Genomic DNA, 12,713 nt, shown 5'->3' with positions numbered 1-12,713 from the left:
CGTATCCATCACACGAAGGGCCACTTTTCAGTGGCCCTTTTTTTATCAGAAGCGGTAACCTGCCCCGAAGAAGAATACCCAGGGATCAACGCGCATATGGATGTTCTGCTGCTGATCGCCGGCTTTGAATTTCACGTCAGTATCAATATCCATGTACCACAGAGACGCGTTCAGCATCCAGTCACGGTTGATCTGATAATCCAGCCCGACCTGACCGGCTACGCCCCACGAATTTTTCAGACTCAGATCGCTTAAGCCCGCATCACGTCCGGTCTGGTTAAAATCCGCATCATAAAAGGTGGTGTAGTTCACCCCCACGCCGACATAGGGACGGACCTTACTCTGGCTGTCAAAAAAGTAGTACTGTGCCATCAACGTAGGCGGCAGCTGTCTTACCGTCGCCAGGGTGCCGGTTGGGCCAAGCCCCACTTTATGACGAAACGGCGTGGCGGCCAGAAGCTCGACGCCAATATTGTCAGTAGCCATATAGGTAAAGGTTAGGCCCAGCTGGGTGTCATTGCTGGCGCTAAAGGACCCCATTCCCAGCACATTGTCCGAACCTTCGGTGGGGCGAACGGTAGCACTCCCTGCACGCACAAAGAAATCGCCAGCCTGATGGGCCAGCGCAAATTGCGGTAACGCAAGCGCCAGCAGCATGGCGCATTTAGCCAGTTTCATGTTCACTCCTGTGAGAAATTAAATGCCTGCACTGAATTATTTTTGCCCGCACAGATTTAGCGCGATTCTTTGGTAAATGCATCTAAATCAACTTAGAAAAATGATTTAAAAAACAATGAATTGATTCAAGTCAATTTTACACCTGCTGCTGCAGGCTAAATATCTCTTGCCGAAATAATATCGCCGCATTACTTTGCTCTTCTTTCCTGACTATTTTGGTTCGATGCCTTAGAGGTGGCGGGCGATCAAATGAGCGAAAATATCAATCCTTGTATTAGCTGTGGTGCCTGCTGTGCCCACTTTCGTGTCTCTTTTTACTGGGCTGAAGCCGATGATGCCGGCGGTCTGGTGCCCACAGAACTCACCGAGCCGTTGAGTCTGTTGATGCGGAATATGCGCGGAACGAACGATCGCTCACCGCGCTGCGTCGCCCTTAAAGGCGATATTGGCGGCTGCGTTTCCTGCGGTATTTATGAGAACCGGCCCTCACCCTGTCGTGAGTTTGACATGTCCGGGGAACAGGGTGTCTGGAATGAAGGTTGCGATCGGGCCAGAGCACGGTATGGCCTCCCCGCACTTTTTCACCCATCTTTACCTGTTATGACAGAAAGTTATCCGGTTGCGGGTGCCAGCGAGCCCCCAGAACATGTACAATCGCCGGGTTAATTAACCCGGTTCTTTCAAGGAGAGTACATGTCTATCACGGCAAGCTCGTTATACCGTGACACTGGAAATTTTTTTCGTCATCAATTGTTCACCCTGGTGTTAATGTCGCTGTTGACCGCGTTTGTGACGGTCATGCTGTTGCATGTTTTAACGCCCGGTGAAGATCAAATGGCGATCTTGCAACAAGGCGAGATAAGCAGTACGTCGCTGTTTGACCTGGTGCAGAGTATGACACCCGAACAGCAACAGGTGCTGCTCCGCGCCTCTGCAGCCGGGACGTTCGCGGGCCTGGTGGGGAATACGCTGCTGTTAGGCGGTATGCTCTGCCTGATTCCGTTAGTCTCTTCAGGCCAGCGTGTCAGTGCACTGCGTGCGATAGGCGCTGCCGCGCCCTTGCTGCCGAAGTTACTGCTGCTGACTTTTTTAGTCACCTTAGTGGCGCAGCTGGGTTTTATGGTGTTGGTGGTGCCCGGCGTATTGCTGACTATTGTGCTATCACTGTCGCCGATTATTCTGGCCAGTGAAAAACTCGGTGTTATCGCCTCGATGCGCGCCAGCATGCGGATGGCATGGAAAAACGTGAAGCTGATTGCCCCTGCCATTATCCTGTGGTTACTGGCGAAGCTTGCCGTAATGTTTTTCTTTACCTCATTGACGGTATTACCTATAAACGTTTCAACGGTCATTTTCACCGCTATAGGTAACCTGGTTTCCACTCTGTTAGTGATTTATTTGTACCGGCTTTATATGCTGTTACGTTGATTGTCCGTGCGCCGCCCGGCGCACTGGCTGGAAAGGCAGCCTTAACTGGAATGACTATGAAGCAGCTACTCGACTTTCTTCCCCTTGTTGTTTTCTTTATTTTTTACAAGTTGTACGACATTTTCGTGGCGTCGGGCGCACTGATTGTCGCAACCGGTCTGGCACTGGTGGCGAGCTGGGTGCTGTATCGCAAGCTCGAAAAAATGACCATCTTTACCTTCGTTCTGGTGGCGGTATTCGGCACCCTGACGCTGGTTTTCCATAATGATGAGTTTATCAAATGGAAAGTCACGGTTATTTACACCCTGTTTGCGCTGGCGTTACTGTTTAGCCAGTGGTTTATGCAGCAGCCGTTAATTCAGACCATGCTGGGTAAAGAGCTGGAGCTGCCTGAGCACGTCTGGCGTAAACTCAACATTGCCTGGGCACTGTTCTTCTTGATTTGTGGTCTGGCGAACATATATGTTGCATTTTGGTTACCCCAGTCATTCTGGGTTAACTTTAAAGTGTTTGGACTGACCGGCCTTACGCTGCTTTTCACGCTCCTGAGCGGCGTCTATATCTGGCGTAAGATGCCGCAACAAGAACAAAAATAATCCTGTTGCCCGTGTTAGCGGGCAGCGTTTCTCTTACGATGACATAAGAAACCAGAGCAATGGACGATAAACATAAATTGCCCCAGGGCGAAATGGTGATGCGCACCCTGGCCATGCCAGCGGATACCAATGCCAACGGCGATATCTTTGGTGGCTGGTTAATGTCACAAATGGATATGGGTGGCGCGATTCAGGCTAAAGAGATTGCCGAAGGCCGTGTTGTTACCGTTCGCGTCGATGGCATGACGTTTTTAAAACCCGTCGCGGTGGGCGATGTCGTCAGTTGCTATGCGCAATGTATTCGAACCGGCAACAGTTCGATGACGATCAACGTTCAGGTGTGGATTAAGAAAGTCTCTTCTGAACCGATTGGGCAGACCTACTGTGCCACCGAAGCAGTGTTTATTTATGTCGCTGTCGATAACGAAGGACAGCCTCGCCAACTGCCCGCAGGACGGGATAATCAGTCATTCCCTTCCTGATTAAACGATGCATCTACAATCCCGCTAACAGCCCGTTCGCGGTGAGCGCTTGTCACGTGTAGATCGCTCACCGCTGCATCACTTTCGCCCCCGGCGTCACTCGATGCTGGCCCCGCCATTAATTTTGAACACAATATTCATCGTCAAACCGCTGCCCGGCTTACCACTTTGATAACGCCACGTCCGCATAGCCTGTTTAACGGTGCGCTCAAACATGTTACGCGGCTCAGCAGAAAGAATGTCGATATTATCGACCCGACCATCGCTATCCACGTCAAATTTCACCCTGACGCGTCCTTCGATACGTAATGCCGCAGCCCGAGGCGGATAAGACGGCTTACTGATATTAAGCGCTTTAGGCCCGGTGGATACGCTCTGCGTCGGTGCTGCCGACGGCGTACTTTTCGGGGCCGTTGTGGGTTTACTTTGCGTTGCAGGCGCATCCTGCTTAAACGGGTTCGCCTGCGGCTTCACGTCCTGACGCGGTTTAACTTCGCGTTTTGGCTGTTCGTGCCTGGGCTCTGGCTTAGGTTTCGGCTTAGGTTTAGGTTGCGGTTTGGGGATCGGCACGGGCACGGGCTTCGGCGGCTCTGGTGCGGGTTGAGGCTCCGGCACGGGCTCCGGTTCTGGCTGGGGTTCCGGTTGCGGCTCGGGTTGAGCGACTGCAGGTTCAGGCTGAACGTCCGGTGCAACCATGGTCACGCTAATCGGCTGTGATGCCTTGGGCAACTCAATGGTCTGATGAAAAGACGCATAGAGAATCCCGCCAATGACTGCACCGTGCAGCGCAACAGACAAGATCATAGCAACAGGCGAGCGTTTAGGTAAGGGCATAGTCAGCGTGGTCATAACAATCGCAGTAATGAAATGAAGCCCCGATTTTAAATGCAAATAGCAATCAGTTTCAATAACCTCCTTATGATGCGGCTAAAAAAGCCTATTTAGCCCAATATGCTGCGTAGGTCATTGACGCAAGGTTTCGTTTGCACTCTACTTAACTATCACTTACCGTGTTGCAAAATTTAAGAGTTAATGGGAGCGCCCAATTGCTTTACGTCATTTATGCTGAAGATAACGCCGATTCTCTGGAAAAACGCAACGCCGTGCGCCCCGCTCACCTGGCACGTCTGAAGTTGTTACATGAAGAAGGTCGGTTAATCGTTGCCGGGCCTATGCCTGCGGTGGACAGTAACGATCCTGGCGTTGCTGGGTTTACGGGCTCTACCGTGGTCGCTGAATTCCCGTCACTGGAAACGGCGCAGGCCTGGGCGGCAGACGATCCCTATATCGCCGCAGGCGTTTATAAGCAAGTCAGTGTGAAGCCCTTCAAGCGCGTTTTCTGATTCGACTCCCATGCAAAAAAGCTTCCGGGCAGCCGCTCTGAAGCTTTTTTTCGAGATGATGTTTTATGCAAGCGATCATTTTGACCCTGTTACTGGTCATCACGCTGTTAGTCGGGGCGGCGCTCTGTCTGTGGCACAAACACGGCTGGCGTAGTAAAAAACACCTGATTGTGATGCTGATTGTTCTGGCCGCCGCGGTACAGTTGATCAACGTAAAATTATTGATGACCGGGCAGTAGATTTATCAGCCGCTCAACGCGGCTGAATGATTACAGATTTTGCGTGATAAACAGAATCGAGCGACGTTGCTGCTGCGCCAGTTGATGGCGAATCCCGTGAATACGTTTATAGCGACGTGACTGCCCTTCCAGCCAGCGCGAACGTCGGCGCTGTACCTGACGCAACATTCTCCAGCGGGCAACTTCGTTTCTGCTTTTTCTCATTACGTCCTCTCTGACACCAAACTCACGCGCAGGCATTATAAAGATCTCTGAGCCAATGCCAAATCGGATCTTTCATCGAAAAGCCGTTATTATTAAGGGTTTCGCTCCCCTGCATCTCCACGTAAACTTCTCAAACTCAAGCGCGAACAGGATGTCCACTTAATGACCACGTTTTACACGCTTATCAGCTGGTTGTTGTTGTTTGGTTACTGGTTGCTGATCGCCGGCATCACGCTGCGCATCCTGATGAAGCGACGGGCCGTGACCTCAGCCATGGCATGGCTGCTGATTATCTTTATTCTGCCGCTGGTGGGCATCATTGCTTATTTATCCTTTGGTGAACTGCATTTGGGGAAACGCCGTGCTGAACGGGCGCGTACCATGTGGCCGTCCACCGCCCGCTGGCTGAATGATTTAAAAAAGCGCACCGAAATTTTTGCAACGGATTACAGCGACGTTGCGCGCGCTTTATTTCAATTGTGCAATAACCGCCAGGGCATTGCGGGCGTAAAAGGTAATCAGCTACAGCTACTGACCAGTTCTGATGACGTGATGAAGGCGTTAATTCGCGATATCCAGCTGGCGCGTCATAACGTCGAGATGGTGTTCTATATCTGGAATCCGGGCGGTCTGGCGGACGAAGTGGCCGAGTCGTTAATGGCCGCATCACGCCGTGGCGTTCACTGCCGGCTCATGCTTGACTCTGCGGGGAGCGTTGCGTTTTTCAGAAGCCCGTGGGTGGGCATGATGCGTAACGCAGGCATCGACGTTGTGGAGGCGCTCCAGGTCAGCCTGCTGCGTGTATTCCTGCGCCGCATGGATTTACGTCAGCATCGTAAAATGGTGCTGATTGATAACTATATTGCCTACACGGGCAGCATGAATCTGGTTGATCCGCGCTTCTTTAAACAAGAGGCTGGCGTGGGTCAGTGGGTTGATCTGATGGCCCGAATGGAAGGTCCGGTATCGACGGCGATGGGGATTGTCTATAGCTGTGACTGGGAGATTGAAACCGGTAAACGTATTCTGCCGCCGCCGCCCGACCGCAATATCATGCCGTTTGAGCAGGAAAGTGGCCACACCGTGCAGGTTATCGCTTCCGGCCCTGGTTTTCCGGAAGACTTGATTCACCAGGCGCTGCTTACGGCAGTTTATTCAGCACGTGAGCAGTTAATCATGACCACGCCCTATCTGGTGCCGAGTGATGACCTGCTTCATGCTATCTGCACGGCGGCGTTACGCGGAGTCAACGTGAGTCTTGTGGTGCCCCTTCATAATGATTCTCTGCTGGTCGGCTGGGCAAGCCGCTCATTTTTTGGCGAGCTACTTGAGGCTGGCGTGAAGATCTATCAGTTTGAAGATGGCCTGCTGCATACCAAAAGCGTGCTGGTGGACGGTCAGTTGAGCCTGGTCGGCACCGTCAATCTGGATATGCGTAGTTTGTGGCTGAACTTTGAAATTACCCTTGCCGTGGATGATGCCGGATTTGGCAGCGATCTGGCCTGTGTGCAGGACGACTATATTGCCCGTTCGCGCCTGCTTGACGCTAAACGCTGGGCAAAACGTGCCTGGTGGCAGCGGATTGTCGAACGACTGTTTTACTTCTTTAGTCCTTTACTGTAAAACGAGCGAAATTACGAACTGCCCTTAGATAAACGGGACTGAGAATGGATCTAAACAACCGCCTGACAGAAGACGAAACGCTGGAACAGGCCTATGACATTTTTCTTGAACTGGCAGGCGACAATCTTGATCCTGCCGATATCATTCTGTTCAATCTGCAGTTTGAAGAGCGCGGTGGCGCAGAGCTGTTCGATCCGTCAGATGACTGGCAGGATCATGTGGATTTTGATTTGAATCCTGACTTTTTCTCAGAAGTGGTGATCGGTCTGGGTGAAGCGGACGGCGAGCCAATTACGGATGTCTTCGCGCGCGTACTGCTGTGTCGCGAAAAAGATCACAAGCTGTGCCATATTTTATGGCGTGAATAGCTGACAGATGGCAAATAAACGCCGGGCAAATGCCCGGCGTTTTGCTTTATAGCGGGTCCACCTTCAGGCAGGACACCGCGTGACGGAAACTGCCTTCAAGCAGCGGTCGGGTCTTCGCACACTCCGGGCCGGCAATCGGGCAACGCGTACGGAAGACGCATCCAGAGGGCGGATTAATCGGGGACGGTAATTCCCCTTCCAGAAGCTGAATCTGCTTATTTTTCTCCAGATCCGGATCGGGGATCGGCACCGCCGACATCAGCGCTTTGGTGTAAGGATGCTGCGGATTGGTGTACACCTCATCGTAAGTGCCCAGCTCAACGGCATGTCCCAGATACATCACCAATACGCGATCGGAGATATGTTTCACCACCGCCAGGTCATGGGCGATAAAGATCAGCGACAGCCCCATTTCACGCTGCAGTTGCTGTAGCAGGTTAACCACCTGCGCCTGGATAGAGACGTCCAGCGCCGACACCGGCTCATCGCAAATGATCAGCTTAGGCTCAAGTATCAAGGCGCGCGCGATGCCAATACGCTGGCACTGCCCGCCAGAGAACTCGTGAGGATAACGGTTGATCAGGTTAGGCAGGAGCCCGACCTTCATCATCATGGTCTTGACGCGATCTTTGATATCCTGGCGCGACAGCTCCGGGTGATAAGTGCGTAACGGCTCTGCGATGATATCGCCGATGGTCATACGTGGGTTTAACGAGGCCAGCGGGTCCTGAAAAATCATCTGGATATCGCTACGCGCCTTGCGCCACTCTTCCTGGCTCTGTCCCAGCAGGTTGCGTCCCAGCCAGGATACGCGGCCCTCTGTGGCCTTAACCAGGCCAATAATGGCACGCGCCAGCGTAGACTTGCCGCAACCTGATTCACCGACAACGCCCAGCGTTTCGCCCTCATACAGGCGCAGGCTGACCCCATCGACGGCCTTAAGGGTTTTTGGCGGCTGCCAGAACCACTGCTTGCCATCTTTGATATCAAAATGGACTTTCAGATCGGCGATTTCAAGTAAGACTTTTTTCTCTGCCAGGCTGCTCATACGAGTTCCTCCACCGGCTTAAAGCAGGCGCGTAAACGCCCTTCTGCAAAAGGTAACAGCGGCGGTGCTTTAGAACAGATATCCATGGCATGAGGACAGCGCGGCTGGAACGGACAGCCCTGCGGCAAACGCAGCAGGTTAGGCGGATTCCCGGGAATAGTCGTCAGGCTTTCCCCTTCTGCATCCAGCCTTGGGACGGCGTTCAGGAGGCCAATAGAGTAAGGATGGGCTGGCTGATAAAAGACATCGCGCGCACGGCCATATTCCATCGTGCGTCCAGCATACATCACCAGCACTTTGTCGCAGATCCCCGCGACCACACCCAGATCGTGGGTAATCATGATGATCGCCGTATTGAACTCGCGCTTGAGTTCATTCAGCAATGTCATAATCTGCGCCTGAACCGTCACGTCCAGTGCGGTCGTGGGTTCATCGGCAATCAGCAGCTTAGGACGACACATCAACGCCATCGCAATCATTACACGCTGGCGCATCCCGCCTGAAAACTCATGGGGATACATTTTCATGCGTTTACGCGCTTCCGGCATTTTTACCGCATCCAGCATTTTTATCGACTCTTCAAATGCCTGGGCGCTGCTCATGCCTTTATGCAGCTTCAGCACTTCCATTAACTGCTCGCCAACCCGCATATAGGGGTTCAGTGAGGTCATGGGGTCCTGAAAGATCATGGCGATTTGCTCGGCACGCAGTCTGTTCAGCTGTTTTTCAGGCAGGTTAAGGATCTCCTTACCGTTAAACAACGCCGATCCGCCGATACGACCATTGCTGGCCAGCAGCCCCATCAGCGCAAACGCGGTTTGGGATTTGCCTGAGCCCGACTCGCCCACAATGCCTAAGGTTTCCCCCGCGCGCAGTGAAAAGTTGAGATCGTTAACCGCCGTCACGTCACCATCGTGGGTGCCAAAAGTGACGCGTAAATCTTTGACATCAAGCAGCAGTTCGCTTCCCGTGCGTGCAGCCTGAGAAGGCTGAAATTCATGAATAGTCATCGGGAAACTCCTTAACGATCTTTGGGGTCGAGGGCATCACGCAGGCCATCGCCAATAAAGTTGAAACAGAACAAGGTGACAACCAGGAAAACCGCCGGGAACAGTAACAGCCACGGCGAGACTTCCATGGAGTTAGCACCATCGCTAAGCAATGCGCCCCAGCTACTCAAGGGCTCCTGGGTTCCCAGCCCCAGGAAGCTCAGGAAAGATTCAAACAGAATCATACTGGGTACCAGCAGCGAAGCGTAAACCACCACCACACCCAGTACGTTAGGGACGATATGGCGCGTCACAATTTTCCAGGTGGAAACGCCACCGACATGCGCGGCTTCGATAAACTCTTTACGTTTCAGGCTTAAGGTCTGACCACGCACGATACGCGCCATGTCCAGCCAGGAAACCATACCGATAGCGGCAAAAATAAGCAGGATATTGCGGCCAAAGAAGGTCACCAGCAGGATAACGAAGAACATGAACGGGAAGGAGTTAAGGATTTCCAGAATACGCATCATCACGGAATCCGTTTTCCCCCCGAGGTAACCGGCGATTGAACCGTACAGGGTGCCGACGATGACGGCGATCAGGGCGGCGGCAATCCCGACCATCAGGGAAATACGCCCCCCAATGGCGACGCGCACCAATAAATCGCGCCCTGATGAGTCAGTGCCGAACCAGTGACCAGAGGTCGTATCCGGCGGTGATGACATCATTCCCCAGTCTGTATCGAAATAGGAGAACTGTGACAGCATAGGCGCGAAAATCACAAACAGCGTGATGAGCATCAGCACCATCAGGCTAATTAACGCGGCACGGTTATGGATAAAACGACGTCGGGCATCCTGCCACAGGCTACGCCCTTCGACTTCCAGTTTTTCACTGAATGCATCAAGAGCTTCGCTATTTTTCTTACTTAACATCATGGCGAACTCCAGAATCAGTAGCGGATTTTCGGGTCGATTACGGCGTACAGCACATCGACAATCGCGTTAAACAGAATGGTTAATAACCCCACCAGAATGGTCAGGCTCAGCACCAGTGAGTAATCACGGTTCAGCGCACCGTTCACGAACAGCTGACCAATGCCCGGCAACCCGTAGATGGACTCAATGACCATAGAGCCGGTGATGATGCCGACAAAGGCCGGCCCCATATAAGAAATCACTGGCAACAGCGCAGGCTTCAGTGCATGACGTAATACGATACGACGCAACGGCAAACCTTTCGCACGCGCGGTACGAATAAAGTTGGAGTGCATAACTTCAATCATCGAGCCGCGGGTAATACGCGCGATACTGGCGATATAGGCGAGTGAGAGCGCCACCATCGGCAGCAGCATGTAGTTCCATTGTCCGCCGTTCCAGCCCCCGCCGGGGAGCCACTTAAGCGTGATAGCGAAAACCAGAACCAATAGCGGTGCGACCACGAAACTGGGTATCACCACGCCGGTCATTGCCACCCCCATCACAACATAATCCCACAGGCTGTTTTGTTTCAGCGCCGCGATTACGCCGGCCGTTACCCCCAGCACCACCGCCAGAATAAAGGCGGCAAGACCTAGCTTGGCAGAAACCGGAAACGCATGACCGACCAGGTAGTTCACCGAATAATCTTTGTATTTAAACGAGGGACCAAAATCGCCATGCGCCAGTTGAATAAGATAATCAACATATTGCTTGCCGATAGGATCGTTGAGGTGATATTTCGCCTCAATATTTGCCATGACCTCTGGCGAGAGCGTGCGCTCGCTGGTAAAAGGACTGCCGGGTGCTAGGCGCATCATAAAGAAGGAGATGGTAATCAGAACGAAAAGCGTCGGAATTGCTTCAAGCAATCGACGCAGGATGAATTTTAACATTGCCGTACCTACCAGGCTGGTGCTTCACATTGCATTAAAAAAAGTACAGGCGGCGCGCGACGCGCCGCCGCTGTTCTTGGTATATGTTCTGTTAGTGCTTGATGATATACAGGTTTCTGTCTGCTACGTTATCCAACGGGTCCTTGCCGGTATAACCCCCAACATAAGGTTTTACCAGTCGGGTATTGACGTAGTAGTAAAGCGGAACGATAACCGAATCTTTATCCAGCTGCTGCTCGGCTTTCTGATAATCAGCCGCGCGTGCCTTGTCGTCACCCGTGGCCAGTGCGTCTTTCATTAGCTTGTCGAACGCAGGGCTCTTATAGTGCGCCGTGTTGTTACTGCTGTCTGACAGCATGGTGTTCAGGAATGACGTTGGTTCGTTGTAATCGGCACACCAGCCAGCACGGGCCACGTCAAAGTTGCCCTGATGACGCGTATCCAGGAAAGTTTTCCACTCCTGGTTTTCCAGCTTCACTTTCACGCCCAGGTTTTTCGCCCAGATTGAAGAGGCAGCGATAGCCAGCTTTTTATGCAGATCAGACGTGTTATACAGCAAACTAAAGGTCAATGGTTTTTCTGGCGTATAACCCGCTTCAGCCAGCAATTTTTTCGCTTCAGCATTACGTTTATCCTGTGACCACTTAAACCAGTCTGGCGGCAGTAATTCGATACCATCGGTTGCCGGCGGCGTGTAGCTGTATGCCGGTTTCTGGCCCTGAGCCAATACCTTATCTACGATGATGTCACGATCAATACCCAGTTTCAGGGCAGCACGCACGCGCGGATCGGTAAATGGCGCTTTCTGGTTGTTAATTTCATAATAGTAAGTGCACAGATACGGATCGACATGCAGTTCTTTACCGTTATCACGCTGAAGTTTCTTAAACAGCTCAATCGGCAGGTTGTTATAGGTCATATCGCTGCCGTTATCGGAGAAGTAGCGGTTAACGTCGCTGACTTCAGAAGAGATGGGCAGGAAGGTCACTTTATTCAGCACGGTATGGGCGTTATCCCAGTATTCAGGGTTGCGCACAACGGTAATACGTTCGTTGATCACGTGTGATTCAAGTTTGAAAGCACCATTCCCTACCCAGTTTTCAGGTTGGGTCCATTTATCACCGAATTTCTCCAGTGCCGCTTTATTAACGGGCGACATAGACGGGTGAATGAGTAATTTATAGAAATAAGGAACGGGCTCGCTCAGAGTGACTTCCAGCGTATGGTCATCAATCGCTTTTACACCCAGCTCAGACGGTTTTTTCTTACCGGCAATGATGTCATCGATATTTGCCAGGTGACCATATTGCAGATAGCTGGCGTAAGGTGAGGCAGTTTTGGGATCTGCCAGACGCTGCCAGCTGTAGACGAAGTCTTGTGCCGTTACCGGCTCACCATTCGACCATTTGGCATTTTTACGCAGATGGAAGGTCCAGACCTTAAAATCTTTATTGTCCCAGCTTTCCGCTACGCCCGGGATTGGGTGGCCATCCGTATCACTAATCACCAGACCTTCTAACAGGTCACGGCTGACGTTAGACTCTGGCACGCCTTCAATTTTATGCGGGTCCAGTGACTGGATTTCGCTACCGTTTCCTTTAACCAGCTCCTGCTTCGCGGCCAGTTCAACCCCAGCAGGTACCGTGGCTGCCATAACGCTGTTCGCTGTGAACGCACTCATCGCTGCAAAGACGCTGGCAGCAATCAGGGTTTTCTTCGTGATGTTGTTCATTCATAACTCCAGTTTTTTATTTTCACTGAGGGTATTTGCGACCTCAGCGTTCCCCGTATTCGGGTCCCCGGTGTTTGCCTGCCGGGGAGTATTGACCCTGTAGTGTG

16 protein-coding genes are annotated in these 12,713 nt (G+C 52.2%); 8 read left to right on the top strand and 8 right to left on the bottom strand.

Annotation, left to right across the window (positions count from 1 at the left end):
* Positions 1–45: 45 nt before the first annotated feature.
* Positions 46–678, bottom strand: coding sequence for an outer membrane protein OmpW (ompW, locus tag FBY13_RS08615; protein WP_096010519.1), 633 nt, complete (start codon positions 676–678; stop codon positions 46–48).
* A gap of 249 nt (positions 679–927) precedes the next feature.
* Between ompW and FBY13_RS08610 the strand changes: the two genes are divergently transcribed.
* From FBY13_RS08610 to yciA, 4 genes are read left to right on the top strand one after another with little or no spacing between them, the layout of a single operon-like run.
* Positions 928–1,344: a YkgJ family cysteine cluster protein gene (locus FBY13_RS08610; RefSeq protein WP_063879786.1), complete on the top strand. Its 417-nt coding sequence runs from the start codon at positions 928–930 to the stop codon at positions 1,342–1,344.
* 27 nt (positions 1,345–1,371) lie between these two features.
* Positions 1,372–2,106: a YciC family protein gene (locus tag FBY13_RS08605; RefSeq protein ID WP_063879787.1), complete on the top strand. Its 735-nt coding sequence runs from the start codon at positions 1,372–1,374 to the stop codon at positions 2,104–2,106.
* A gap of 56 nt (positions 2,107–2,162) precedes the next feature.
* On the top strand, positions 2,163–2,702 hold the full coding sequence (locus FBY13_RS08600) for a septation protein A (RefSeq protein WP_063879788.1): 540 nt from the start codon (positions 2,163–2,165) through the stop codon (positions 2,700–2,702).
* Between the two features lie 59 nt (positions 2,703–2,761).
* Positions 2,762–3,184, top strand: coding sequence for an acyl-CoA thioester hydrolase YciA (gene yciA, locus FBY13_RS08595; protein ID WP_063879789.1), 423 nt, complete (start codon positions 2,762–2,764; stop codon positions 3,182–3,184).
* Positions 3,185–3,280: 96 nt separating this feature from the next.
* On the opposite strand, the gene tonB is transcribed toward yciA, so the two are convergent.
* Complete coding sequence (tonB, locus tag FBY13_RS08590) at positions 3,281–4,033, bottom strand: TonB system transport protein TonB (protein ID WP_063879790.1); 753 nt, start codon at positions 4,031–4,033, stop codon at positions 3,281–3,283.
* A 197-nt stretch (positions 4,034–4,230) separates the two neighbouring features.
* On the opposite strand from tonB, the gene FBY13_RS08585 reads away from it, so the two are divergent.
* A complete protein-coding gene (locus tag FBY13_RS08585) occupies positions 4,231–4,527 on the top strand; it encodes a YciI family protein (RefSeq protein WP_014605725.1) in 297 nt (98 codons plus the stop codon).
* Between the two features lie 65 nt (positions 4,528–4,592).
* Entirely contained in the window at positions 4,593–4,766 is a 174-nt protein-coding gene (locus tag FBY13_RS23420) for a hypothetical protein (protein WP_186440802.1), read from the top strand.
* Between the two features lie 30 nt (positions 4,767–4,796).
* Here the strand turns inward: FBY13_RS23420 and FBY13_RS08580 are convergent, their stop codons facing one another.
* Positions 4,797–4,970 (bottom strand): YciY family protein, encoded by a 174-nt coding sequence (locus tag FBY13_RS08580; RefSeq protein WP_096010518.1) that lies wholly within the window; start codon positions 4,968–4,970, stop codon positions 4,797–4,799.
* Positions 4,971–5,132: 162 nt separating this feature from the next.
* Between FBY13_RS08580 and cls the strand changes: the two genes are divergently transcribed.
* Together cls and FBY13_RS08570 are read left to right on the top strand one after the other, a co-directional pair.
* Positions 5,133–6,593, top strand: a complete 1,461-nt coding sequence (gene cls, locus FBY13_RS08575) for a cardiolipin synthase (RefSeq protein ID WP_063879791.1) — start codon at positions 5,133–5,135, stop codon at positions 6,591–6,593.
* A 38-nt stretch (positions 6,594–6,631) separates the two neighbouring features.
* Entirely contained in the window at positions 6,632–6,961 is a 330-nt protein-coding gene (locus tag FBY13_RS08570; RefSeq protein ID WP_208624999.1) for an HI1450 family dsDNA-mimic protein, read from the top strand.
* 46 nt (positions 6,962–7,007) lie between these two features.
* On the opposite strand, the gene oppF is transcribed toward FBY13_RS08570, so the two are convergent.
* From oppF to oppA, 5 genes are all read right to left on the bottom strand, one after another.
* Positions 7,008–8,009, bottom strand: coding sequence for a murein tripeptide/oligopeptide ABC transporter ATP binding protein OppF (gene oppF, locus FBY13_RS08565; protein WP_063879792.1), 1,002 nt, complete (start codon positions 8,007–8,009; stop codon positions 7,008–7,010).
* Positions 8,006–9,019: an ABC transporter ATP-binding protein gene (locus FBY13_RS08560; protein WP_063879793.1), complete on the bottom strand. Its 1,014-nt coding sequence runs from the start codon at positions 9,017–9,019 to the stop codon at positions 8,006–8,008. Before FBY13_RS08560 ends, oppF begins: the two co-directional genes overlap by 4 nt.
* Positions 9,020–9,030: 11 nt before the next feature.
* Entirely contained in the window at positions 9,031–9,939 is a 909-nt protein-coding gene (gene oppC, locus FBY13_RS08555) for an oligopeptide ABC transporter permease OppC (RefSeq protein WP_063879794.1), read from the bottom strand.
* Between the two features lie 14 nt (positions 9,940–9,953).
* Positions 9,954–10,874 carry an oligopeptide ABC transporter permease OppB gene (gene oppB, locus FBY13_RS08550; protein ID WP_013025963.1) on the bottom strand — a complete coding sequence of 307 codons (921 nt, stop codon included), beginning with the start codon at positions 10,872–10,874 and terminating at the stop codon, positions 9,954–9,956.
* 91 nt (positions 10,875–10,965) lie between these two features.
* A complete protein-coding gene (gene oppA / locus FBY13_RS08545; protein WP_109716429.1) occupies positions 10,966–12,606 on the bottom strand; it encodes an oligopeptide ABC transporter substrate-binding protein OppA in 1,641 nt (546 codons plus the stop codon).
* Positions 12,607–12,713: the final 107 nt, after the last annotated feature.

It is taken from the genome of Pantoea sp. SJZ147 (assembly GCF_007828605.1).
Taxonomy (GTDB): Bacteria; Pseudomonadota; Gammaproteobacteria; order Enterobacterales; family Enterobacteriaceae; genus Pantoea; species Pantoea allii.
This window is presented reverse-complemented; position numbering and strand designations above follow the sequence as displayed.